The following is a 24,899-nucleotide window of genomic DNA, read 5'->3' as shown; positions in this document are numbered from 1 at the left end:
AAACTCAAACTCTGTAACCGTTTCTGGCAACAGAAGCTAACGTTATAGGGACAAGCGAATAAGTGCACATGGTGGATGCCTTGGCGATATCAGGCGATGAAGGACGTAGTAGCTTGCGATAAGCCGCGGGGAGCCAGCAAACAGGCTTTGATCCGCGGATTTCCGAATGGGGAAACCCGGCCGTAAGGTCATCGTTATCTGAATACATAGGGTAACGAAGCGAACGTGGCGAACTGAAACATCTAAGTAGCTGCAGGAAAAGAAATCAACCGAGATTCCCAAAGTAGTGGCGAGCGAAATGGGACCAGCCTGCAAGATTTAGCATTAGGGATAGTGGAACGGAATGGAAAGTCCGGCCATAGCGGGTGATAGCCCCGTACGCGAAATCCGTAGTGTGGAACTAGGCTTGCGACAAGTAGGGCGGGACACGAGAAATCCTGTCTGAAGATGGGGGGACCATCCTCCAAGGCTAAATACTCGATATCGACCGATAGTGAACCAGTACCGTGAGGGAAAGGCGAAAAGAACCCCGGAAGGGGAGTGAAATAGATCCTGAAACCGTGTGCATACAAACAGTAGGAGCCTCGCAAGGGGTGACTGCGTACCTTTTGTATAATGGGTCAGCGACTTACATTCAGTGGCAAGCTTAACCGTGTAGGGAAGGCGTAGCGAAAGCGAGTCCGAACAGGGCGTTCAGTCGCTGGGTGTAGACCCGAAACCAAGTGATCTACTCATGGCCAGGATGAAGGTGCGGTAACACGCACTGGAGGTCCGAACCCACTAACGTTGAAAAGTTAGGGGATGAGCTGTGGGTAGGGGTGAAAGGCTAAACAAACTTGGAAATAGCTGGTTCTCTCCGAAAACTATTTAGGTAGTGCCTCAAGTATCACCACCGGGGGTAGAGCACTGTTATGGCTAGGGGGTCATCGCGACTTACCAAACCATTGCAAACTCCGAATACCGGTGAGTGCGAGCTTGGGAGACAGACGTCGGGTGCTAACGTCCGGCGTCAAGAGGGAAACAACCCAGACCGCCAGCTAAGGTCCCAAAGATTGGCTAAGTGGAAAACGAAGTGGGAAGGCTAAAACAGTCAGGAGGTTGGCTTAGAAGCAGCCATCCTTTAAAGAAAGCGTAATAGCTCACTGATCGAGTCGTCCTGCGCGGAAGATGTAACGGGGCTAAGCCAGTCACCGAAGCTGCGGATCTGCAGCAATGCAGATGGTAGGAGAGCGTTCTGTAAGCCTGCGAAGGTGTCTTGTAAAGGATGCTGGAGGTATCAGAAGTGCGAATGCTGACATGAGTAGCGATAATGCGGGTGAAAGGCCCGCACGCCGTAAGCCCAAGGTTTCCTGTTCAACGTTCATCGGAGCAGGGTGAGTCGGCCCCTAAGGCGAGGCAGAGATGCGTAGCTGATGGGAAGCAGGTTAATATTCCTGCACCGTCGTATGATGCGATGGGGGGACGGATCGCGGAAGGTTGTCCGGGTGTTGGATGTCCCGGTTCCTGTATCAAAGAAGGCTGTTAGGCAAATCCGGCAGCGTAATTCAAGGGTATGGGACGAGCGAACTTGTTCGCGAAGCAATCGGAAGTGGTTCCAAGAAAAGCCTCTAAGCTTCAGTCATACGAGACCGTACCGCAAACCGACACAGGTGGGCGAGATGAGTATTCTAAGGCGCTTGAGAGAACTCGGGAGAAGGAACTCGGCAAATTGGTACCGTAACTTCGGGATAAGGTACGCCCTGGTAGTTTGACTGGCCTGCGCCAGAAGGACGAAGGGGTTGCAATAAACTGGTGGCTGCGACTGTTTAATAAAAACACAGCACTCTGCAAACACGAAAGTGGACGTATAGGGTGTGACGCCTGCCCGGTGCTGGAAGATTAAATGATGGGGTGCAAGCTCTTGATTGAAGTCCCAGTAAACGGCGGCCGTAACTATAACGGTCCTAAGGTAGCGAAATTCCTTGTCGGGTAAGTTCCGACCTGCACGAATGGCGTAACGATGGCCACACTGTCTCCTCCCGAGACTCAGCGAAGTTGAAATGTTTGTGATGATGCAATCTACCCGCGGCTAGACGGAAAGACCCCATGAACCTTTACTGTAGCTTTGCATTGGACTTTGAACCAATCTGTGTAGGATAGGTGGGAGGCTTTGAAGCGGTGACGCCAGTTGCCGTGGAGCCAACCTTGAAATACCACCCTGGTTTGTTTGAGGTTCTAACCTTGGCCCGTCATCCGGGTCGGGGACAGTGCATGGTAGGCAGTTTGACTGGGGCGGTCTCCTCCCAAAGTGTAACGGAGGAGTTCGAAGGTACGCTAGGTACGGTCGGACATCGTGCTAATAGTGCAATGGCATAAGCGTGCTTAACTGCGAGACTGACAAGTCGAGCAGGTACGAAAGTAGGACATAGTGATCCGGTGGTTCTGTATGGAAGGGCCATCGCTCAACGGATAAAAGGTACTCTGGGGATAACAGGCTGATTCCTCCCAAGAGTTCATATCGACGGGGGAGTTTGGCACCTCGATGTCGGCTCATCACATCCTGGGGCTGTAGCCGGTCCCAAGGGTATGGCTGTTCGCCATTTAAAGTGGTACGTGAGCTGGGTTTAAAACGTCGTGAGACAGTTTGGTCCCTATCTGCCGTGGGCGTTGGAAGTTTGAGGGGGGCTGCTCCTAGTACGAGAGGACCGGAGTGGACGAACCTCTGGTGTACCGGTTGTCACGCCAGTGGCATTGCCGGGTAGCTAAGTTCGGAAGAGATAACCGCTGAAAGCATCTAAGCGGGAAACTTGCCTCAAGATGAGACTTCCCGGGAACTTGATTCCCCTGAAGGGTCGTTCGAGACCAGGACGTTGATAGGTCAGGTGTGGAAGCGCAGTAATGCGTTAAGCTAACTGATACTAATTGCCCGTGCGGCTTGTCCCTATAACCTTGGCAGGTTACAGGCAAGTGTTTGCGTATGCCGATTGTGCATCACGCCCGCCAAAATACGCGCAGACCCCTGCGCAAATTACTGCTTCTTCCCGGATTGCGTTGTTTGACCCGCCAGCTCACCGGCACCAAACGACACTACAAGTTATGCCTGATGACCATAGCGCGTCGGTCCCACCCCTTCCCATCCCGAACAGGACCGTGAAACGACGTCGCGCCGATGATAGTGCTGCAACCAGTGTGAAAGTAGGTAATCGTCAGGCTTGTCTCCAGAAACGCCCCCGCCAGCAATGCCGGGGGCGTTTCGCTTTGCAGAAACGCCGCGACAATCACCGCCGCCCGCTCATACCAGCGGCAGCGCCGTCGTGTCCTTCACCCTCTGCAACGCAAAACTCGACTTCACGTCCAGCACCGCCGGATGCCGCAGCAGCGTCTCCATCATGAAGCGCGAAAAATGCCCCATGTCTCCCACATGGACCCGCAGTGACCTGCTCCCCAACTCAGTCCGAAACCGACATGGAGTCTGCGGTTGAAAAACTTTCTGCAAATCTGTTCGGTGTCAGGTATCCAAGCGCACTGTGCGGCCGTTCGTCGTTGTATTCCTGACGCCATGCGGCAATGACTTCTCGTGCATGGCGCATGGACAAGAACCAATGCTCATTCAGGCATTCGTCCCGGAACTTGCCGTTGAAGCTCTCGATGTACGCATTCTGCTGCGGCTTGCCTGGCGCAATGAATCGCAGTTGCAGCTGCTGGCGATATGCCCATTCATCGAGCGCCTTGCTGATGAATTCCGGCCCGTTGTCCACGGTCACCGATTGCGGCAATCCCGGCTTTCTGCCAATCGCGCCAGCACACTGACGACACGCCGCCCCGGCAGCGACGCATCCACTTCGATTGCCAAACATTCTTTCGTGAAATCATCCACGATATTCAGGCAGTGCAATCGCCGCCCATCCACAAAGTCATCCGACACGAAGTCCATCGAGCAGCTTTGATTGGGTGCGAGGGCGACCACTTTTATCTGACGCTCGATCTCGGCGATGCGCTTGCGCCGGCGCACCATCAAATCGGCAGCGTGATACACCCGGTACGTGCGTTTGCGATTGATGCGCCAGCCTTCCCGGCACAGCAGGACATGCAGGCGGCGGTAGCCATACCGACGCTTTTGTCCTGCCAGTAGCGTCAATCGTTCCGTCAGCGCCGTATCATCCGGTCGTGTCGATGCATGGCGATACAACGACCTGGATATGCTAATCAGCCCACAAGCGCGCGTGACGCCCAGCCACTCTCGGCCGACGACGTCCTTCAATGCCGCGTTGTCCAGCATCGCCTCGGCCAGCAACCGCTTGAGCTTGCCGTTCTCGGCTTCCAGGGCTTTCAGCCGCTGCGTGTCCGAGACTGTCATGCCGCCGAACTTGGCCTTCCAGTTGTAATACGTCAGCATCGCTGATGCCGTACTTGCGGCACACCTCGGCCACCTTCATGCCGGCTTCCGCTTCCTTCAATACCCCGATTATCTGCTCTTCCGTGAATCGATTCTTCATGCCTGTCTCCCTGGGGGCAGACGCTACATCAACGCCGTACCAATCTCGGGGAGCAGGTCAACTAGGCTGTCATATACGGCAGGTGAGCGTAAGATTGATTCTGCTGAGGGTGGTACTGCTCCTCTTCAGAAGCCATAACTGACTCGTACGAACGCGAAATTGACGCCATCGTTTGGCTGTCTGTAGCCGCCGTTGGAAAAATGCTGGAGCCTGATGCCGACATCGAGGTTGTTCTGGAAAACATATCCGATGCCGAGGAGGTCGCCGAACTGGAATCGGGTGGATAGCTGGCGGTTACCGTTGTCGTAGCGTTCGGAGAGGTAGTGGATGCCGATTCCGGCTTCCGCATAGAAGCCTTTCATGCTGTCGCGCTGGAAGCGAAATACCGGGGTGATGCCGAGCGAGGTAATGTTCTGCGTGTTTCCTTTGACATCCTGAAAGCGGTTGCCGCGCCATTGCGCGAGACTCGCGTCCCAATAGCCGCCGAGGTGCGTGCCGTTGGACTTCCACCATTGACGCTGCCACTTCCATTGCAGGCCGGCGCGAACCATTTTTGTATGATCGCCGGCGCCGAATTCAAGCGATGTCGAATCGATGGCGAGGCCGGGGGTGGGCAGCGTCAACAATGTGCAACCAGCGACGGCTATCCATGGTGTTCTGCTTGCAATCATGGGCGATCTCCGGTGATTCGCGCTTTCACATGCCTCAATGCCCGATGTCTATCGAAGGTATGCGGGCTCGATGCGACCCGGGACATCGACCCGCAGCGTCAGCACGCAGCCGGACAGAGGATGTCTTGCAAGTTCTTCAGCGGGGCGGTTATGGCGGGCGGTGGTGATGTAGAGCGTGCGCAGATCCGTGCCGCCGAAGGCGAGCATCGTCGGGCATCGCACCGGCAGGGCGATTTCCTGCAGCACGTCGCCGAAGCGTGACAGCCGCAGGACGCGTCCGCCTTCGTACATTGCGCACCAATAGGCGTCTTCGCTGTCCACTGCAGCGCCATCGGGGCGGCCGCCGTAGTCTTGCGATTTATCCATGGAAAACTGCTTGAACAAGCGGCCGTCGCCGATTTTCCCGCTGGCAAGGTCGAAGTCGTATGCCATGACCCTGTGCGCGGCCGTATCGGCGTGATACAGGGTGCGGTAGTCGCGGCTGAATGCGACGCCGTTCGAGACCGTTACCGGCTTGGCTGCATCGCGCAGTACTCCGCGTTCGATGCAAAACAGCGATCCCAGGGGGTGGTCGCGCGGCTCATAGATTGTTCCGGTCCAGAGGCGGCCGGCGTCATCGCAGCGTCCGTCGTTGAAGCGCGTTGTCGATACGTCATACGGGGCGCTGGCAATCGGGGTCAACGCGCCGCTTGCCGTATCGAGCAAGGCAAGGCCGCTGCGCATGGCAACCACCAGACCGCCGCCGGCGCAGCGGGCGATGCATCCCGGCTCCGACGCCAGCGGCCACGATTGATGTGTGCCGCTATCCGTATCGTGGCGATGGACCGCCTGGCCGGCGATGTCGATCCAGTAGAGTGCCGACTCATCCGGCACCCATAGCGGACATTCTCCGAGTTGCATCGGGGTATCTTGTAAAACCTGTACATTGTCCATCGGCATGGTGATCGGTTGTCTGGTGTCGTTGGCCAATTATCCAATGAAATATTTAGCAATGTGGGTGTGCTTGCGCCTTCCTTCATCTTGATCAAGATGCGTTTGCGATGTGCCCCGCGATAATGGCTGCAAGCAAGCATCGACAATGGGTTTGCGGAAAGCGGCATATCGACGCTATCCGCTCGCGGTAAGCTGGCGAACGACATGCCACCAGGCGTGGTAATCCGGCAGCGACCGGAAAAATGAAAACTCAAAAATGAAGACTCACAAGGAGACAACATGAAACTCAATCGCTTGCTATCGATCCTCGGTGCCGCCGCCGCACTGCTCTTCAATGTGGCGGCGCACGCCCAGATCTATCCTTCGAAGCCGATCAAGCTGGTCGTGCCCTTCGCCGCCGGCGGTACCACCGATATCCTGGCGCGCGCAGTCGGCGCGGAACTGGGCAAGGCGTGGGGGCAGCAGGTGATCATCGACAATCGGCCCGGAGCGGGCGGCAACATCGGTTCGGAGATCGTTGCCAAGTCCGCTGCCGACGGCTACACCCTGCTGATGGGAACGGTCGGCACGCATGCGATCAATCAGGCCTTGTACCCGAAGCTGCCCTACGATCCGGTCAAGGATTTTGCCCCGGTCACGCTGGTGGCCGCCGTGCCGAACGTGCTTGTCATCAACACCGCGCTGGCGGAAAAGAACAAGATCACCGACGTCAAGAGCTTCATCGCCTACGCGAGAGCGCATCCCGGCAAGCTCAACATGGCGTCGAGCGGCAACGGCACCTCGATCCATCTGGCCGGCGAACTGTTCAAGACGTTAACGCGTACCTACATGGTACACATTCCCTATCGCGGTTCGTCGCCGGCCGTGACCGATTTGATCGGCGGTCAGGCCGACGTGATGTTCGACAATCTGCCGTCGTCGATGCCCTTCATCAAGGCGGGCAAGCTGCGTGCGCTGGCCGTCACCAGCAGCAAGCCGTCGCCGGCCCTGCCCGATGTGCCGACCATTGCGCAGAGCGGCGGCGAACTGGCCAATTATGAGGCCAGTTCGTGGTTCGGCATCCTCGCGCCGGCGGGCACGCCGAAGGACATCGTCGACAAGCTGCAGCAGGAAATCGCGAAGGCGCTATCCAGTCCTGCCGTGAAGGAAAAGCTGATCGCCCAAGGCGCCGACCCGATCGGCAATACGCCGGAACAATTCGCCGCGCATATCCAGGCCGAGTCGAAAAAATGGGCCAAGGTGGTGAAGGATTCCGGTGCGAAGGTGGATTGAAAGGTGGATTGATTGCCACCATTCCCGGCAGCATGTATCCATGGTGAAATAGCGTTCTTTTGCCAGTGTCGCGGCCGCGCAAATTGCGGGTCGCGACATGTGCATGCTGCTTCGAACACGCATCCCGATCCCGACACCATCGCTCCATGACTCCAGGCCCATCCGAACCTACCAACTGGCGCGCCATGTGGCGCTTGATTCAACCGTACTGGAGTTCGGATGAGAAATGGAAAGCGCGTGGCTTGCTGGCCGCGGTCATCGCGCTTGCGCTCGGCATGGTCTATCTGGATGTGCAGTTCAATACCTGGAACCGCGATTTCTACAACGCGCTGGAAACGAAGGATTTCCAGGTGTTCAAGGAACAGCTGTGGCGATTTTCTTGGCTGGCATTCATCTACATCGCGGTTGCAATCTATCGCATCTATCTGACGCAGGCGCTGGAGATCAACTGGCGCGCGTGGATGACGCGCCAGTACATGGAACGGTGGCTCGAGAATCAGGCGTACTACCGCATCGAGCAAAGCCGCAGCGCCGACAACCCCGACCAGCGCATCGCCGAAGACCTGAACCTGCTCACCAGCGGCTTCCTCACGCTCTCGCTCGGACTGCTATCGAGCGTCGTGACGCTGGTGTCCTTCATCGGCATCCTGTGGTCGGTCAGCGGCCCGCTGTCCTTCATGCTCGGCGCGCGCGAATGGACGATCCCGGGCTATATGGTGTGGTTCGCGATTGCCTACGCGGGCATCGGCTCCATGCTGGTGTGGCGAATCGGCTTGCCGCTGGTGCGACAGAATTTCCTGCAGCAGCGTTATGAAGCGGACTTCCGGTTCGGACTGATCCGCATCCGCGAAAATGCCGAGCCGGTCGCGCTGTATCGCGGCGAGCCGCAGGAGCGATCGCAGCTGGCGACGCGCTTTGCGCGCATCCGCGAGAACTGGTGGCAGATCATGCGCACCACCAAGCGCCTGAACGTTGCCTCCACCTTCTATGCGCAGTTCGCCATCATCTTTCCCTTCCTGGTCGGCGCACCGCGCTTTTTTGCCGGAACCATCACGCTCGGCGGATTGATGCAGATCAGCTCCGCCTTCGGACAGGTGCAGGAGGCGCTGTCCTGGTTCATCAATGCCTTCAGTTCGCTGGCGAGCTGGAAGGCGAGTGTCAATCGCCTCGCCGGATTCCATGCCGCGATCGATCGTGCCCGCAAGCAGACTTCCGGCATCGTCGTCACGCGCAACAACGTCGGCGCGATTCTGCTGGAGGACGTGGTCTTGCGGTTGCCGGACGGCGCGCCGCTGACACAGCCGCTGACGGCGGACATCCACGTCGGCCAACACATTCTCGTGACCGGGCCATCGGGCTGCGGCAAATCGACGCTGTTTCGCGCGATCGCCGATATCTGGCCGTACGGTTCCGGCAGCATCGAGATTCCCGCCGATGCCCGGCTGCTGTTCCTGCCGCAGAAGGGCTACCTGCCGATCGGCACGCTGCGCGAAGCGATTGCCTATCCCGCTGCGGAAGATGCCTACAAGGACCTGGCCATCCGCCACTATCTCGATGCGGTCAGGCTGCCGCATCTGAAGGGCTTGCTGGACGCGTCCGACAACTGGAGCCAGCGCCTGTCGCCGGGCGAGCAGCAGCGGCTGGCGTTTGTGCGCGTGCTGCTGTGGCGGCCGCAGGTGCTGTTCCTGGACGAGGCGACCAGCGCGCTCGATGCGGCGACGGAAGAGGCACTGTACGAACTCGTGCTGCGAGAACTGCCGGCTGCCGCGGTGATCAGCATTGCGCATCGCGACGCTGTGGCGAAATTCCATCAACTTCATTGGCAGTTTGTTCACGAACCGGCGCGCGTGTCTGAAATATCCGCCGCACCGGAAACATTGCGCTATACAATCCAGCGAACCAAATTCGCCCGGCTGCCGGCGAAGGAGCTCGTCGAGGGAACGCCGTGATGAGCGTGTTGCGCAGCATGCGTCGTTCCCGTTGCCCGGCTTTTAGTGTGATGTCATGAATCGAATTTTTGTTTCGCTCCTGTTGCTGGTCATGATTGCCGGATGCGCGCTGCGCCAGGTCCCGGACGACGATGCCGCCCCGGCCGTCGCGTCGGGCAATGCGAAGGACCGGCTTGCACCGTTCTCCGCCGGTGCGCCCGGCGGTCTGCCGTCCGGATGGGAGCCGGTTGTCATCCTGCGCACGAAGAAGCCGACCCACTATCAACTCGTGGCCGAGCAAGAACGCACCGTGCTGCACGCGAAGGCGGTCGGCGCCTCATCCGGTTTGATGCAGCATGTCAGCATCGATCCGCTGCAGCAACCCTGGCTCACGTGGCAATGGAAGATCGCGGGACTCGTCAAGACCGCGGACAATTTTCACGGCGCGACGGAGGATTCGCCGGTGCGCATCGTGCTCGGTTTCGACGGCGACAAGGACACGCTGCCGTTCGCGGACCAGGTGCTGTTCGACACCGCCAAGCTGATCACCGGTCATGACTTTCCCTATGCGACGATGATGTACATCTGGGAAAACAAGGCACCGGTCGGCACCGTTATCGCGAACAGCCGCAGCAAGCGCATCCAGAAGGTCGTGGCGGCCAGCGGGCCGGACGGCATCGGTCAATGGAAGAATTTCACCCGCAATATCGTGGAAGACTACGAAAGGGCATTCGGCGAAAAACCGGGACGCCTGATCGGCGTCGGCGTGCTGACCGATACCGACAACACCGGCGAAACGGTGGAAGCCTGGTACGGCGACATTCGGGTCTTGCGCGAGCGCATGTAGGTCGGACCGGCCGCTGCCGGCTTTACTTCAGCCTCACAGTCGGCTCATCTCGGCAGCGCTCGTCCCGCCTTACGCCTTGCGCAGATACGCCTCCGCAAGCCTCACCCAATACGTCGCGCCGATCGGCAGCAAGTCATCGTTGAAATCGTAGCTCGGATTGTGCAGGTTGCACGGCCCGAGACCGTGGCCGCTGTCGCGATGCGCGCCTTCGCCGTTGCCGATGAAGACATAGCAGCCCGGCTTTTCCTGCAGCATGAAGGCGAAGTCTTCCGCTCCCATGGTCGGCTCCACTTTCGTGTCGACGTTCTGCGCGCCGACCACGGACTGCAGCACCTCGATTGCGAATGCGGTTTCCTTTTCGTGGTTGATCAGCGGCGGGTAGTTGCGATTGAAGCCGAAGTCCACCTGTGCGTCGAACGCCGCCGCAGTGTGTTCGGCAATCGCGCGCATGCGTTGCTCGATCAGGTCCAGTGCGCCGGTCGTGAAGGTGCGCACGGTGCCGATCAGCGTCGCCTCGTCGGGGATCACGTTGGTCGCGCTGCCGGAATGGATCTGCGTGATCGACAGCACGCCGGCATCGAGCGGATTCCTGTTGCGCGAAATGATGGTTTGCCAGCTCTGCGCGATCTGGATCGCGACCATGATCGGGTCGATGCCCTTGTGCGGCTGCGCGGCATGCGCGCCCTTGCCCCTGACCACGACTTCGAACTCGTTGGACGATGCCATCATCGGTCCCGTCGTCACGCCGAACGTGCCGACCGCCACGCCAGGCCAGTTGTGCATGCCGAACACGGCTTCCATCGGGCATTGCGTGAACAGGCCGTCATCCATCATGCGCCGCGCGCCGCCGCCGCCTTCCTCGGCCGGCTGAAAGATCACGTACACGGTGCCGTCGAAGTCGCCGTGTTGAGACAGGTAATGTGCGGCGCCGAGCAGCATTGCCGTGTGGCCGTCATGGCCGCAGGCGTGCATCTTTCCTTCGTGTTTCGATGCATGAGGGAAGCTGTTGATCTCCTGCATCGGCAGCGCATCCATGTCGGCACGCAGACCGACTGCGCGCGTACCCTTGCCTTTGCTGATGACACCGACCACGCCGGTGATGCCCATGCCGCGCAACACCGGGATGCCCCATTCGGTCAGCTTGTTCGCGACGACGTCGGCAGTGCGCTGTTCCTCGAAGCACAGTTCGGGATGCGCGTGGATGTCGCGCCGGATTTTCTGCAACTCGGAATGGAACTGGATAATCGGATCGATCAATTGCATTGCTTTCTCCAATACATGCCGCAAGGCATCAACATGATGGCGGCGCTGTTGCATCACGTCATGATTTACATGACATGCAACGCTATATTATGCCTGCGGCGCGAAGCCGGTCTTGATCATCGTGAAACGCCATGCGCCCTCGGCAAGTCTCCCGTGCCGCGAATCGTTTACAGTACGGTGTTATCCGCAACATTCTGCAATGCGCCATGACCACTTCCATCGTCCGCGCGGCTTGTCCGCATGATTGTCCCGATACCTGCGCCATGCTGGTGACTGTGCAGGATGGCGTCGCCACCGAGGTGCGCGGCGACCCGGAACATCCGCCCACCGCCGGCGCGCTGTGCACCAAGGTGTCGCGCTATGTCGAGCGCACGTATCACAAGGATCGCCTGCTCCATCCGCTGAAGCGCATCGGCAGGAAGGGCGAAGGACGGTTCGAGCGCATCAGCTGGGATGAAGCGTTGACGACCATTTCTTCACGGCTGCAATCGATTGCAGCGCGTGACCCGCAAGCCATCCTGCCGTACAGCTATGCCGGCACGATGGGACTGGTGCAGGGCGAATCGATGGCGGCGCGCTTCTTCCACAAGCTCGGCGCGTCATTCCTCGACCGCACCATTTGCGCGACGGCGGGCGGCGTCGGCTATCGCTACACGATCGGCGCGCGCATCGGCACCGATCTCGAACAATTCCAGAATGCCAAACTGATCCTGATCTGGGGCGGCAATCCGATCGCCTCCAGCGTGCATTTCTGGATGCGCGCGCAGGAAGCGAAGCGTCGCGGCGCGAAGCTGATCGCGATCGATCCCTATCGCTCCCTCACGGCGGAGAAATGTCATCAGCACATTGCGCTGCTGCCGGGCACCGATGCGGCGCTCGCGCTGGGCATGATGCATGTGCTGATTGCGGAGCACCTGCTGGACGAGGACTACATCGCCCGGCATACGCTCGGCTTCGAGCAGCTGAAAGAGCGCGTGCGGGAATGGACGCCCGAGCGCACCGCGCAAACCTGCGGCATCACGGCGCAAGAAGTGCAACAGCTGGCGCGCGAATACGGCACGACCGCCAAGGGCGGCGACGCGGTCGCCATCCGCGTCAATTACGGCGTGCAGCGTGTGCGCGGCGGCGGCATGGCGGTGCGCAACATCGCCTGCCTGCCGGCACTGGTCGGCGCATGGCGTCACGCGGCGGGCGGTGTCCAGCTCTCGGTTTCCGATACCTTTCCGAAAAACAATCAGGCCTTGCAGCGTCCCGACCTGCTGCCTGTGGGAGCGGCGCCGCGCACCATCAACATGAGCACGATAGGCGACGATTTGCTGCGCGAGGCATCGCCGGAATTCGGTTCCAAGATCGAAGCCGTGATCGTATACAACTCCAATCCGGTCGCCGTCGCACCCGAGTCCTCGAAGGTGGCGCAAGGCTTTGCGCGCGAGGACTTGTTCACGGTCGTGCTGGAGCATTTTCAAACCGACACGGCGGACTATGCGGACATCGTGCTGCCGGCCACCACGCAGCTCGAGCATGTCGATATCCATTCGACCTATGGTCATCTGTACATGATGGCCAACAATGCAGCGATCGCGCCGCTGGGTGAGGCAAAACCCAACACGGAAATCTTCCGGCTGCTGGCTGCGCGCATGGGCTTCGACGATGCTTGCTTCAAGGAAAGCGACGATGAGATCGCAGCCCAGGCCTTCAACAAGAACGACGTGCGCGCCATCCATTTCGACTGGCACGCGTTGAAGCAGAAGGGCTGGCAAAAATTGAATGTTCCCGATGCGCCATTTGCCGAAGGCGGCTTTCCCACGCCATCAGGGAAATGCGAATTCTATTGCGCGCGCATGCAGGCCGATGGACTCGATCCGCTGCCGACTTACATCCCGCCCTACGAATCCGTTGCCAGCAATCCCGAGTTGGCGAAACGCTATCCGCTCGCGATGATCTCGCCGCCTGCGCGCAACTTCCTCAATTCCACTTTCGTCAACGTGCAGAGTTTGAGGAATACCGAAGGCGAGCCGCATCTTGACATTCACCCTATTGACGCTGCCCGACGCACCATTGAGAATGGGGCTCGCGTCCGCATCTACAACGAACGCGGCGCGTTTGTCGCGAAGGCGCGCGTGACGGACAAGACGCGGCAGGGACTGGTTGTCGGCCTGTCCATCTGGTGGAAGAAGCTGGCCGCCGATGGCAGGAATGCCAATGAAGTCACCAGCCAGCGTCTGACCGACATGGGCGCAGCGCCGACGTTCTACGACGTTCTGGTAGAGGTGGAAAGAGTGGACCACCGGAGCATCGCTCGCTGACAACCCACTCGAACGCAAGGCATATCGAGATGGGTTCTGCATGAAAAGAAAATGGCAGCTTCTGGCGTTGGGCGGCATGGCGGCATTGACCGTCGGCTGTGCGCAATTGGGATATTTCGTGCAGGCGGCGCACGGACAGTTTTCGCTGCTGTCGGAGGCAAGGCCGATCGACGAATGGCTCGCCAATCCCGCCGTGGGCGACAAGCTCAAGGACAAGCTCGCCAAGGTCAAGGAAATCCGCAAGTTCGCCGCGCAGGAACTGGCGCTGCCCGACAACGACAGCTACACGACCTACGCGGATCTGAAGCGGCAATACGTCTTGTGGAACGTGGTCGCGACGCCTGAGCTGTCGCTGGAGCCGCGGCAGTGGTGCTTCCCCGTCGCCGGCTGCGTCAACTATCGCGGCTACTACAGCAAGGACGAGGCGCAGGCCTACGCGAAGGAATTGCGCCGCGAGCATTTCGACGTGCAGGTCGGCGGCGTTCCCGCCTACTCGACGCTGGGTTTCTTCAGCGATCCCGTGCTGTCCACCTTCATTCACTATCCGGACGGCGAACTGGCGCGGCTGGTGTTCCATGAGCTGGCGCATCAGGTGGTCTACACGGCCGGCGATTCGCGCTTCAATGAATCATTCGCCGTGGCGGTGGAAGAGGCGGGCGTCGAACGCTGGATGGCGAAGTTCGGCAACGAGAAGATGCGCAAGGCCTATGCCGAATACGAAGGGCGCAAGCAGGACTTTCTGGCGCTCCTGCTGAAGTGCCGCAAGGAGCTGGAAGACAACTACGCGCGCGACGTCAGCGATGCCGAGAAGAAAAAGCGCAAGGCCGAAATCTTCGCGCAGCTCAAGGATGAATACCAGACCCTGAAAGTGTCATGGGGCGGCTACAGCGGCTACGACCGCTGGTTCGCCGAACCGCTGTCGAATGCGCATCTGGCGGCGATCGCCACCTATCACGATTTCGTACCGGGATTCCGCGCCTTGCTCTTGCGCGAGAAAACATTCGAAAACTTCTATGCGGCGGCAAGGCAACTGGCCGGGCTCGACAAGTCCGAGCGCCATCGCCAGCTGGCGAGCCTCGGCACGGGCACGATGACCGCGGGGAATGCGCAGAGTATCGACACGCGATGATCAATTATCCGGTCGCGCGGAAGCAGGCCATTGCGCCTGCTCCTTGTTGCGCCAGACGATGAGCCTTGCTGCGTTGCAATATCGCGGCGCATGCAGCACTTGGCAAATTGTTCAAAATGCTTGCGCACAAACGCACTGCCCGATACGATCTGTCTGTAAAAAAGAACTGGCGTTCGTTTATTGCCGTTCTCCCAGAGATTCCACATCCATAACAACGAGATTCAATTCAAGGGGCAGACAATGGAAAAAATCTGGCTGAAGTCCTATCCTTCCGGCGTGCCTGCGGAAATCGACTACACGCAATACCGCTCGCTCGTGCATCTGCTGGAGGAGTCGTTCCGCAAATACGCATCGCGCAATGCCTATGTGTGCATGGACAAGTTCATGACCTACGGCGAACTGGATGACCTGTCCAGAAAGCTGGGCGCCTGGCTGCAAGGCAGGGGGCTCAAGCAAGGCGCGCGCGTCGCCGTGATGATGCCGAACGTGCTGCAATACCCGGTCGCCATCGCCGGCATCCTGCGCGCCGGCTACACGGTGGTCAACGTCAATCCGCTCTACACGCCGCGCGAACTGGAGCATCAGCTCAACGACTCCGGCGCGGAAGCGATCATCATCCTCGAGAATTTTGCGACCACGCTGGAAAAGGTGATCGGCAAGACGCAGGTCAAGCACGTCGTGGTCGCCAGCATGGGCGAAATGCTCGGCGGTGCCAAAGGCATGATCGTCAACTTCGTCGTGCGCAACGTGAAGAAGATGGTGCCGGCCTTCTCGCTGCCGAATGCCGTGCGCTTCAAGCAGACGCTGTCCCAGGGTGCGGGAATGACGCTGAAGCCGGTCGAGCTCACGCAGGACGACGTCGCCTTCCTCCAATACACGGGCGGCACCACCGGTGTCTCCAAGGGCGCAACGCTGATCCATCGCAACGTGATCGCCAACGTGCTGCAGAACGAGGCATGGGCGCAGCCGATGCTGCAGAAGGAGCCGCAGGTCGAGGCGCTGACCATCGTCTGCGCGCTGCCGCTGTATCACATCTTCGCCCTGACCGCCTGCGGCCTCTTGGGTATGCGCCTGGGCGCGATGAACCTGCTGATCCCGAATCCGCGCGACATCCCGGGCTTCATCAAGGAACTGTCGAAGTACAAGTTCCATATGTTCCCCGCCGTCAATACGCTGTACAACGGCTTGGTGAATCATCCCGACTTCGGCAAGCTGGATTTCACCGAACTCAAGGTCTGCAACGGCGGCGGCATGGCGGTGCAAAAAGCTGTCAGCGACAAATGGCGCAAGGTCACCGGTCACCCGATTCTGGAAGGCTACGGCTTGTCCGAAACCTCGCCGGTGGCGACCACCAATCCGATGTCGGATGAGTTCAGCGGCACGATCGGCCTGCCGATCCCCTCGACCGATATCGCCATTCTCGATGATGACGGCAATCCGGTGCCGCTGGGCCAGCCGGGCGAGATCGCGATTCGCGGTCCGCAGGTGATGGCCGGCTACTGGAACCGGCCGGACGAGACGGCGAAGGTGATGACGCCGGACGGCTTCTTCAAGTCGGGTGACGTGGGCGTGATGGATGAGCGCGGCTTCGTCAAGATCGTCGATCGCAAGAAGGACATGATTCTCGTGTCCGGCTTCAACGTCTATCCGAACGAAATCGAAGCAGTGGTCGCAGCGCATCCAGGCGTGCTGGAATGCGCCTGCATCGGTGTGCCCGATGGCAACTCCGGCGAAGCAGTGAAATTGTTCGTGGTGCGCAAGGATCCATCGCTCACCGTCGATCAGCTGATGAACTATTGCAAGGAACAGTTCACCGGCTACAAGAAGCCGAAGTACATCGAGTTCCGCGATGAGCTGCCGAAGACCAATGTCGGCAAGATTCTGCGTCGCGAACTGCGGGACGAGAAGAAGGCGGCGTAAGGCCTGCTTCGATCCAGAAAAACCGCCTGCAAGTCAGGCGGTTTTTTTTCGGGTTGCGAGGAGGTGATCAGCCGCTGCGATCGGTGCGCGTCACGCCGGCACGGCCATCTTCGACGACAAAACTCGCCAGCGTCGACAAGCCGGAATCCGCGCGCCGTACATCATCCAGCGCCTGGAAGCGCGCCACCGTGCGCGCCGATGTCACCTCCATCATCACGAAGCCGCGCCGGTCGCTGCGGCCGAACTTCATGTGCGGATTCTGCGCGACATACTGATCGGTGCGCGACTGCGGCCGCGAATTCGAGGTGACCGAGGTGCCGCAGAATTCGCTGGCGATCACCGGGTTGTCCGTCGAGGCCGGCTGATTGAAATCGCGCTTCAGATCGGCCGCATAAAACGTGTGCACGTCGCCCGAGATCACCACAGGATTGGCCGGGCGGTGCTGGACGATGCTGTCGAACAGCCGCTTGCGCGTCGCCGGATAACCGTCCCAGCCATCGGTCCAGAAGCGACCGTCGTCGGCTTTCGCGATCGAGGTCTGGGTCGATTGCGCCATCAGCGTCTGCTGCGCCAGGAAGTTCCACTTCGCGCGCGATGCGGCAAGGCCGTTTGCCAGCCATGCCTCCTGTTCCGCGCCGAGCAGCGAGCGCGCCGGATCGAGCCGTTCCGCGCACTCTGTCGTGACCGAGTTCGAGCCGCCCCGGCCGGCAGACTGGCAGGCCTGATAGGTGCGGTATTGGCGCGTGTCGAGCACGTGGAATTGCGCCAGCCGTCCCCAGTCGTAGCGGTCGTGGATGCGCAGATGGGTGAAGCGGTTTGCGCCGCCCGCCAGCGCCGGCAGGCGTATCGGCATGTGTTCGTAAAACGCCTGGTACGCTGCCGCGCGCCGCGCAAGAAAATTCGGATCGCGCCGTCCATCCCGATCGTCGGCGTAGTCGTTGGCAACCTCATGGTCGTCCCAGGTCACGATCCACGGCGCGGCATGGTGCGCCGCCTGCAAGTGCGGATCGGACTTGTACTGCGCATAGCGGGCGCGATAGTCGGCCAGCGTCACGCTTTCATTGGTGCGGCGAGGCGAGTGCGGATGATGGAGGTGATGCGGACCCCATTCGTAGATGTAGTCCCCGAGAAAGGCGACCAGATCCGGCGCTGCGGCGGCGATGTGGCGGTGCGCCGCATACTGGCCGAATTCCCAGTGCTGGCACGAGGCGAAGGCAAAGCGCAGCGACGATGGCATGGCGTCGGCGGACGGTGCGGTGCGTGTTCTTCCGATCGGGCTGACCGCATCGCCCAGCATGAAGCGATACCAGTACCAGCGGTCGGGCCGCAGGCCGGCGGCATCGACATGCACGCTGTGCGCCAATTCCGGCAATGCCGTTGCGCGGCCCTTGGCGGCAATGCGCCGGAAGCCTTCATCCTCCGCAATTTCCCACTGCACCGTCAGCGGTGCCGCTGCGATCGATTGCGCATCGAGCGGATCCGGCAGAATCCGCGTCCACAGCACCACGCTGTCGGCGCGTGGCGAACCGGATGCGACACCGAGGCTGAAAGGGTAGGCGCTTGTCCGCGCCATTGCCGCGCCGGGGAACGTGGCGGCCAGTGCCGCAAGCGAGAATAAGCGAGCTGTACTGGCGAGAAAGATTCTGCGATCTGGATGCATGCGGGGCAGGGGAGTGATGTTGCGATCCCGGCGCGCGATGCATGCGCGCCGGTTCGCAAGGAATGCCTATTTGCCGTTCTGCGCGTGGCCGGTCAATGCCGACAGCGGCGGCACCGTGCGCGGCTTGCGATTGGCATCGGTGGCGACGTAGGTGAGCGTGGCTTCGGTGACCTTGACCGTCTCGGCCTGCAGGCGATTGCGCTCGGCGTAGACCTCGACGTTGACGGTGATCGATGTATTGCCGACACGCACGATCTCGGCGTAGAAGGACAGCAGATCGCCGACGAACACCGGCTGTTTGAAGAGAAACGAATTCACCGCGATGGTGGCAACCCGGCCATTGCTGCGACGCACGGCCGGCAGCGAGCCGGCGATATCGACCTGCGACATGATCCAGCCGCCGAACACATCGCCGTGCACGTTGGCATCGGCCGGCATCGGCATCACGCGCAGTTCCGGCATCTTGCCCTCGGGCAGATGAGTGTGATGTTGAGTTGTCATGTGCTGTTCCCTTGCATTCATATTGGCAGCTCACGGCCATTTCACAGGCTGGCTATTGAATTACAGGCCCTGAGCTACAATCGTTAATCTTGATGACGGAAAAATGGCGAGCATTGCAACGCCATTCCGATGTCACGCCGACATCGTCCATTGCCGTTTCCCGTGTCCAAGCATAAACCATTCTGATCCGATTTCCTCCTCGTATGCGCCGTCATTCCGTTTCATCGTCCGAACCCGCCGCCAATCAGGGCGAGCGCAACGATTGGGTCGCGCTCAAGACCTTGTTCCCCTACCTGTGGGCGTATAAATGGCGTGTGCTGCTTGCCTTGGTGTTTCTGGTTGGCGCGAAGGTCGCCAATGTCGGCGTGCCACTTGTGTTGAAGCAACTGGTCGATCGCATGACCATCAGCCCGGACAATCCGCAGGCATTGCTGGTGCTGCCGGTCGGGATACTGATTGCCTACGGCTTGCTGCGCGTGTCCACCTCCCTGTTCACGGAGTTGCGCGAGTTCGTGTTCGCCAAGGTGACACAGCGCGCGGTGCGTACCATCGCGCTCAAGGTGTTCCGCCATCTGCATGCGCTGTCGCTGCGCTTTCACTTGAACCGCCAGACCGGCGGCATGACGCGCGATATCGAACGCGGCACGCGCGGCATCTCGTCGCTGGTGTCGTACACGCTCTACAGCATCCTGCCGACGCTGGTCGAGATCGCGCTGGTGGTCGGTTATCTCGTGCTGCACTACGATATCTGGTTCGCGGGCATCGCGCTCGTCGCGCTGGTGGTGTACATCGTCTTCACCGTTGCGGTCACCGAATGGCGCACCCACTTCCGGCGCACGATGAATGAACTCGATTCAAGGGCCAACACCAAGGCCATCGATTCGCTGATCAACTACGAAACCGTCAAGTATTTCGGCAACGAGGATTACGAGGCAAAGCGCTACGACCGCAGCCTGGAGACCTGGGAAACGGCGGCGGTCAAATCGCAGACCTCGCTGTCGCTCCTGAATACCGGCCAGTCGCTGATCATTGCGACGGCGGTGACGCTGATCCTGTGGCGCGCGACGCAGGGCGTGATCGACGGCACCATGACGCTGGGCGATCTGGTGCTGGTCAATGCCTTCATGATCCAGCTCTACGTCCCGCTCAATTTCCTCGGCGTGATCTATCGCGAAATCAAGCAGAGCCTGGCCGACATGGAGCGCCTGTTCTCGCTGCTCGACCAGCATCGCGAAGTGGCCGACGCGCCGGATGCGAAGCCGCTGGCGATCCGCGGTGCCGAAGTGAAATTCTCGCATGTCGATTTCAGCTACGAAGCGAAGCGGCAGATCCTGTTCGATGTCGACTTCACGATCGCCGCCGGCACCACGACCGCCGTGGTGGGGCACAGCGGTTCGGGCAAGTCGACGCTGTCGCGCCTGCTGTTCCGCTTCTACGACATCAATTCCGGCGGCATCACGATCGACGGCCAGGATCTGCGCGACATCACACAGACATCGCTGCGCAAGGCCATCGGCATCGTGCCGCAGGACACCGTGCTGTTCAACGACACGATCGAATACAACATCGCCTACGGCAAGCCCGGCGCGAGCAAGGATGAGATCGTGGCCGCCGCACGGGCCGCATACGTTCACGACTTCATCGAAAGCCTCCCCGACGGCTATGCAACGATGGTCGGCGAGCGCGGATTGAAGCTGTCCGGCGGCGAAAAACAGCGCGTCGCCATCGCCAGAACCTTGCTGAAGAATCCTTCCATCCTGATCTTCGACGAAGCCACATCCGCGCTCGATTCGAAATCCGAGCAGGCGATCCAGCTGCAACTGCAGGAGATCGCGAAGAACAAGACCACGCTGGTCATCGCGCATCGCCTGTCCACGATTGCCGATGCAGAGCAGATCCTCGTGCTCGACCATGGCCGCATCATCGAGCGCGGCACGCACACGCAACTGCTCGCGGCGGAGGGCGCGTACGCGCAGATGTGGGCGCGGCAGCAGGCGCGGCGTGACGAGGGCTCTCCGGCCTCGGATCAGGCGGAATCCGAGCAGGCCGTCGCATGACGCGGATTTTTCCCGCGATGCGTTTTGCTTCCGGCTCCGACCCCCGCTAACATAGCGCCATGGAAACCAAATGGCTGGAAGACTTCATTTCTCTGGCAGAGACGCACAGCTTCAGCCGCTCTGCCGAATTGCGTCATGTGACGCAGCCCGCATTTTCGCGGCGCATTCAATCGCTTGAAGCGTGGCTGGGCGCCGACCTGATCGATCGCACCTCCTATCCCACGCGACTGACGCCGGCAGGCGAAGTGTTTTACGAACAGGCGCTGGAAATGCTCGGCCAGATCAGCAATGCGCGTGCGCTGCTGCGCGGCAAGCGTCCGACCGCGCAGACCACGGTCGATTTTGCCGTGCCGCATACGTTGTCGCTGACCTTCATGCCGAAATGGATGACCGAGCTGGAGTCCGGCTTCGGCAGGCTCAACAGCCGCCTGCTCGCCCTCAATGTGCATGATGCGGTGCTGGCGCTGGTCGAAGGCGGCTGCGATCTGCTGCTGTGCTATCACCATCCTCGCCAGCCGGTACAGCTCGATGCCAGCCGCTACGACATGATCACGCTGGGCAGCGAGGCACTGCGCGCCTATGCGCGCTGCGACAGGACCGGCAAGCCCGACCTCGTGCTGCCGGGTACGGCGAGATCGCCGCTGCCGTTTCTTTCCTACACCACCAACGCCTATCTCGCGCGGATGGTCGAACTCATCCTGTCCGACGCCAAGCGTCCGCTCCATCTCGAAAAGCACTATGAGACCGACATGGCCGAAGGTCTGAAAATGATGGCGCTGGAAGGACATGGCGTAGTGTTCCTGCCGGAGTCCGCCGTGACCCGCGAAGTGAAGCAGAAGCTTCTTGCGCGCGCCGATGGCGGCCGTGCCGAGTGGGAGGTCGACATGGAGATCCGCTTGTACCGCGAGCGTCCGACGCAGCAGAGGCCGGGCAAGCCGGTCGTGGGGCGGCTCTGGGATTACCTCGTCAAGCGCAGCGAGGCAGAGGCCAAGGCGCAGGCGCGCAAGCGAAAACCCGCCGCCAAAGGCGGCTGATTCACACCTCGACAGGGCGGGCCGGAAACCGATAAAAACCGCTTCATGTTTTTTTTGCATAGTTTGATGCACACAAAGCATTGGCTATGCCGTGCTGCGTTGCTCTAGCATTCTTGTCATCATCATTGCATCACTTCACAGCGCCGCTGGCGCATTTGAAACGACAAGGAGCATCATCAGCATGGCCGCCAATCACGAAATTCCCTCATACCTGACCCCGCATGAAATCGGCCCATGGGGCGTGTACCTCGAACAGATCGACCGCGTCACGCCGCACCTCGGCAACCTGTCGCGCTGGGTCGAAACACTCAAGCGTCCGAAGCGTGTGCTGATTGTCGACGTGCCGATCGAGCGCGATGACGGCACGATCGCCCATTTCGAAGGCTATCGTGTCCAGCACAATACGTCGCGCGGCCCGGGCAAGGGCGGCGTGCGCTTCCACCAGGACGTGACGCTATCCGAGGTGATGGCGCTGTCGGCCTGGATGACCGTCAAGAATGCCGCGGTGAACGTGCCCTATGGCGGTGCAAAAGGCGGCATCCGCGTCGATCCGAAAACATTGTCGAATGGCGAGCTGCAGCGCATGACGCGCCGCTACACCAGTGAAATCAACATCATCATCGGCCCGAACAAGGACATCCCGGCGCCTGACGTCAACACCAACGAAAAGATCATGGCGTGGATGATGGATACGTACTCCATGAATCAGGGCAGTACCGCATCCGGCGTGGTGACCGGCAAGCCGATCTCGCTTGGCGGCAGTCTCGGACGCCACGAAGCGACCGGACGCGGCGTGTTCGTGGTCGGCTGCGAAGCGGCTGCCAAGCGCGGCCTCGACATCAAGGGCGCGCGCGTCGCGGTGCAGGGCTTCGGCAATGTCGGCGGAATTGCAGCGCGTCTGTTCGCGGAAGCCGGTGCGAAAGTCGTCGCCGTGCAGGATCATGTCACCACCGTCGTGCGCGAGAGCGGCATCGACGTTCCTGCCCTGCTCAAGTACGTCGCGGAGACTGGCAGCGTCGCCGGTTTCGGCGGAGCGGAGCGCATCAATGACCGCAGCGAATTCTGGAGCGTCGATTGCGACATCCTGATACCCGCCGCGCTCGAGCAGCAGATCAACGCTGCCAACGCGAACAAGATCCGCGCCAAGATCATTCTGGAAGGCGCGAACGGCCCGACCACGCCGGAAGCAGACGACATCCTGCATGACAAGGGCGTATTGATCGTGCCGGACGTGATCGCCAATGCGGGCGGCGTGACCGTCAGCTACTTCGAGTGGGTGCAGGATTTCTCCAGCTTCTTCTGGACCGAGGACGAGATCAACCAGCGGCTCACACGCATCATGCGCGAGGCGTTCACCGCGGTCTGGCAGTTGGCGGAAGAGAAGAATGTGTCGCTGCGCACGGCGGCCTTCATCGTCGCGTGTACTCGCGTATTGCGCGCGCGCGAAATGCGCGGTCTGTATCCCTGATCTTCTGCACTACCGTGCATCGGTATTCGGCGGCAGCCAGTGCCGCCCGGATGCCGATGCAGCGGCGCCATGCCTGCAGCTTGAGCATGGCGCTGCCGCTTCTCGTACCCATCTGTTTCTTCGCATCCTCATGCCGGCAAAGTGCTTGCCGGCAATTTCCCTGATTCCTCCAACGCTCCCTCCCGACGCCCTGCGATTTCTTGGTCGGCATCGATGTGCAAATGTGCGTCCGATCAAAGAGTGCAAAATTGACAAGTCCTAAGATGAGCATGGAAAGCGGCGATGGATTTCGTCGCGACCAGGCGATTGTCAAATGCCCAACGCGACGGAAAGACCTGCCCATCAGTGCAGTAAATACGTATTAATACTTAGCAAACAGATTGCTTGAACAAGGCACAATATCCAGACGTATAAGCAGGCAATATGGATTCGTCCGCGTAACACTTGTATGAAAAGAGCAATATGCTTTCAAAAGAGGCATATGGGGAACCCAAGAGTGCACAGTCTGAAAGGAGACGTCATGAAAGTAGCAAAGTTGATTGCGGTTCTGGTTGGCGCAGGTGTGATCGCTGGCGCAGCGCAGGCGCAGCAAACCGGCACGCTCAAGAAGGTCAAGGACACCGGCACGATCACGCTGGGCGTGCGCGACTCCTCCATCCCGTTTTCCTACCTCGATGACAAGCAGTCCTACCAGGGTTATTCGATCGACCTGTGCATGAAGATCGTCAGCGCGGTGCAGAAAGAGCTCGGCCTGACGTCGCTGAACGTGCGGATGAATCCCGTGACGTCGGCCACCCGCATCCCGCTGATGGCCAACGGCACCGTCGACCTCGAGTGCGGCTCGACTACCAACAACCTGGAGCGCCAGAAGCAGGTCGCGTTCGCGCCCACCACCTTCGTGACCGCCAACCGTCTGCTGGCCAAGAAGTCGTCCAACATCAAGTCGCTGGCCGACATGAAGGGCAAGACCATCGTCTCGACTTCCGGCACCTCCAACCTGAAGCAGATCACCACGCTGAACGGCGAGCAGAACCTCGGCATGAACATCATGGCGGCCAAGGACCATGCGGAAGGCTTCCTGATGGTCGAAACCGGCCGTGCAGTGGCATTCGCGATGGACGACATCCTGCTGGCATCGCTTGCCGCCAGCTCGAAGGCGCCGAACGACTACACGATCACGACGGAAGCATTGTCGGTCGAGCCGTACGGCATCATGCTGCGCCGTGACGACCCGGAGTTCAAGAAAGTGGTCGATGCCGCGATCACCAATGTCTTCAAATCGGGCGATATCACCCGCATCTACAACAAGTGGTTCATGTCGGCGATCCCGCCGAAGGGCGTCAACCTGAACGTGCCGATGAGCGCGCCGCTCAAGGCCGCTATCGCCAAGCCGACCGATTCGGGTGACCCGACAGCGTACGCAGCAAAATAATTC

The 24,899-nt window shown here is 60.1% G+C and carries 15 protein-coding genes, 2 rRNA genes and 2 pseudogenes; 12 read left to right on the top strand and 7 right to left on the bottom strand.

The window, feature by feature from the left end:
- Positions 1 to 48: 48 nt before the first annotated feature.
- Both D3870_RS15385 and rrf read left to right on the top strand, forming a co-directional pair.
- Positions 49 to 2,922, top strand: a 23S ribosomal RNA gene (locus tag D3870_RS15385).
- 156 nt (positions 2,923 to 3,078) lie between these two features.
- Positions 3,079 to 3,191 (top strand): 5S ribosomal RNA (gene rrf / locus D3870_RS15380).
- Between the two features lie 80 nt (positions 3,192 to 3,271).
- On the opposite strand, the pseudogene D3870_RS15375 reads toward rrf, so the two are convergent.
- The 4 genes and pseudogenes from D3870_RS15375 to D3870_RS15360 all read right to left on the bottom strand — a co-directional run.
- Positions 3,272 to 3,412, bottom strand: a pseudogene (locus D3870_RS15375) (Lrp/AsnC ligand binding domain-containing protein); the annotation flags it as partial.
- 16 nt (positions 3,413 to 3,428) lie between these two features.
- A pseudogene (locus D3870_RS15370) lies at positions 3,429 to 4,475 on the bottom strand (IS3 family transposase).
- Between the two features lie 125 nt (positions 4,476 to 4,600).
- On the bottom strand, positions 4,601 to 5,146 hold the full coding sequence (locus D3870_RS15365; RefSeq protein WP_119740433.1) for an acyloxyacyl hydrolase: 546 nt from the start codon (positions 5,144 to 5,146) through the stop codon (positions 4,601 to 4,603).
- A 48-nt stretch (positions 5,147 to 5,194) separates the two neighbouring features.
- Complete coding sequence (locus D3870_RS15360; RefSeq protein ID WP_422879652.1) at positions 5,195 to 6,046, bottom strand: SMP-30/gluconolactonase/LRE family protein; 852 nt, start codon at positions 6,044 to 6,046, stop codon at positions 5,195 to 5,197.
- A 312-nt stretch (positions 6,047 to 6,358) separates the two neighbouring features.
- Here D3870_RS15360 and D3870_RS15355 point away from each other — a divergent pair, with 312 nt between their 5' ends.
- The 3 genes from D3870_RS15355 (at position 6,359) to D3870_RS15345 (ending at position 10,126) form a co-directional block, all read left to right on the top strand.
- Positions 6,359 to 7,351, top strand: coding sequence for a Bug family tripartite tricarboxylate transporter substrate binding protein (locus D3870_RS15355; RefSeq protein WP_119740431.1), 993 nt, complete (start codon positions 6,359 to 6,361; stop codon positions 7,349 to 7,351).
- Positions 7,352 to 7,497: 146 nt separating this feature from the next.
- The gene (locus tag D3870_RS15350; protein ID WP_119740429.1) at positions 7,498 to 9,300 is read left to right on the top strand and encodes an ABC transporter ATP-binding protein/permease; all 1,803 of its coding nucleotides are present in this window, start codon (positions 7,498 to 7,500) and stop codon (positions 9,298 to 9,300) included.
- A gap of 55 nt (positions 9,301 to 9,355) precedes the next feature.
- Complete coding sequence (locus tag D3870_RS15345; protein ID WP_119740427.1) at positions 9,356 to 10,126, top strand: DUF3047 domain-containing protein; 771 nt, start codon at positions 9,356 to 9,358, stop codon at positions 10,124 to 10,126.
- Positions 10,127 to 10,195: 69 nt separating this feature from the next.
- On the opposite strand, the gene D3870_RS15340 is transcribed toward D3870_RS15345, so the two are convergent.
- On the bottom strand, positions 10,196 to 11,389 hold the full coding sequence (locus D3870_RS15340; RefSeq protein WP_119740425.1) for a M20 aminoacylase family protein: 1,194 nt from the start codon (positions 11,387 to 11,389) through the stop codon (positions 10,196 to 10,198).
- Positions 11,390 to 11,595: 206 nt separating this feature from the next.
- Between D3870_RS15340 and D3870_RS15330 the strand changes: the two genes are divergently transcribed.
- The 3 genes from D3870_RS15330 to D3870_RS15320 all read left to right on the top strand — a co-directional run bounded on the left by D3870_RS15330 (position 11,596) and on the right by D3870_RS15320 (position 16,744).
- Positions 11,596 to 13,695, top strand: coding sequence for a molybdopterin-containing oxidoreductase family protein (locus D3870_RS15330; protein ID WP_119740421.1), 2,100 nt, complete (start codon positions 11,596 to 11,598; stop codon positions 13,693 to 13,695).
- A gap of 40 nt (positions 13,696 to 13,735) precedes the next feature.
- Positions 13,736 to 14,824 (top strand): aminopeptidase, encoded by a 1,089-nt coding sequence (locus D3870_RS15325; protein WP_242489997.1) that lies wholly within the window; start codon positions 13,736 to 13,738, stop codon positions 14,822 to 14,824.
- Positions 14,825 to 15,064: 240 nt separating this feature from the next.
- Positions 15,065 to 16,744 carry a long-chain fatty acid--CoA ligase gene (locus D3870_RS15320; protein WP_119740419.1) on the top strand — a complete coding sequence of 560 codons (1,680 nt, stop codon included), beginning with the start codon at positions 15,065 to 15,067 and terminating at the stop codon, positions 16,742 to 16,744.
- Between the two features lie 67 nt (positions 16,745 to 16,811).
- Here D3870_RS15320 and D3870_RS15315 read toward each other — a convergent pair whose 3' ends face one another.
- Both D3870_RS15315 and D3870_RS15310 read right to left on the bottom strand, forming a co-directional pair.
- Complete coding sequence (locus D3870_RS15315) at positions 16,812 to 18,404, bottom strand: alkaline phosphatase D family protein (protein ID WP_119740417.1); 1,593 nt, start codon at positions 18,402 to 18,404, stop codon at positions 16,812 to 16,814.
- 66 nt (positions 18,405 to 18,470) lie between these two features.
- Positions 18,471 to 18,905: an acyl-CoA thioesterase gene (locus D3870_RS15310; protein ID WP_119740415.1), complete on the bottom strand. Its 435-nt coding sequence runs from the start codon at positions 18,903 to 18,905 to the stop codon at positions 18,471 to 18,473.
- A 203-nt stretch (positions 18,906 to 19,108) separates the two neighbouring features.
- On the opposite strand from D3870_RS15310, the gene D3870_RS15305 reads away from it, so the two are divergent.
- From D3870_RS15305 to D3870_RS15290, 4 genes are all read left to right on the top strand, one after another.
- Positions 19,109 to 20,962, top strand: coding sequence for an ABCB family ABC transporter ATP-binding protein/permease (locus D3870_RS15305; RefSeq protein WP_119740413.1), 1,854 nt, complete (start codon positions 19,109 to 19,111; stop codon positions 20,960 to 20,962).
- Positions 20,963 to 21,021: 59 nt separating this feature from the next.
- Positions 21,022 to 21,996: a LysR family transcriptional regulator gene (locus D3870_RS15300; protein ID WP_119740411.1), complete on the top strand. Its 975-nt coding sequence runs from the start codon at positions 21,022 to 21,024 to the stop codon at positions 21,994 to 21,996.
- 181 nt (positions 21,997 to 22,177) lie between these two features.
- Positions 22,178 to 23,464, top strand: coding sequence for a Glu/Leu/Phe/Val family dehydrogenase (locus D3870_RS15295; RefSeq protein ID WP_119740409.1), 1,287 nt, complete (start codon positions 22,178 to 22,180; stop codon positions 23,462 to 23,464).
- A 520-nt stretch (positions 23,465 to 23,984) separates the two neighbouring features.
- Positions 23,985 to 24,896 carry an amino acid ABC transporter substrate-binding protein gene (locus D3870_RS15290; RefSeq protein ID WP_119742198.1) on the top strand — a complete coding sequence of 304 codons (912 nt, stop codon included), beginning with the start codon at positions 23,985 to 23,987 and terminating at the stop codon, positions 24,894 to 24,896.
- Positions 24,897 to 24,899 lie beyond the last annotated feature (3 nt).

This window comes from Noviherbaspirillum cavernae (assembly GCF_003590875.1).
GTDB lineage: Bacteria > Pseudomonadota > Gammaproteobacteria > Burkholderiales > Burkholderiaceae_D > Noviherbaspirillum > Noviherbaspirillum cavernae.
Note: the sequence above shows the minus strand (reverse complement) of the source record. Positions and strands in the feature narration are given on the sequence as shown.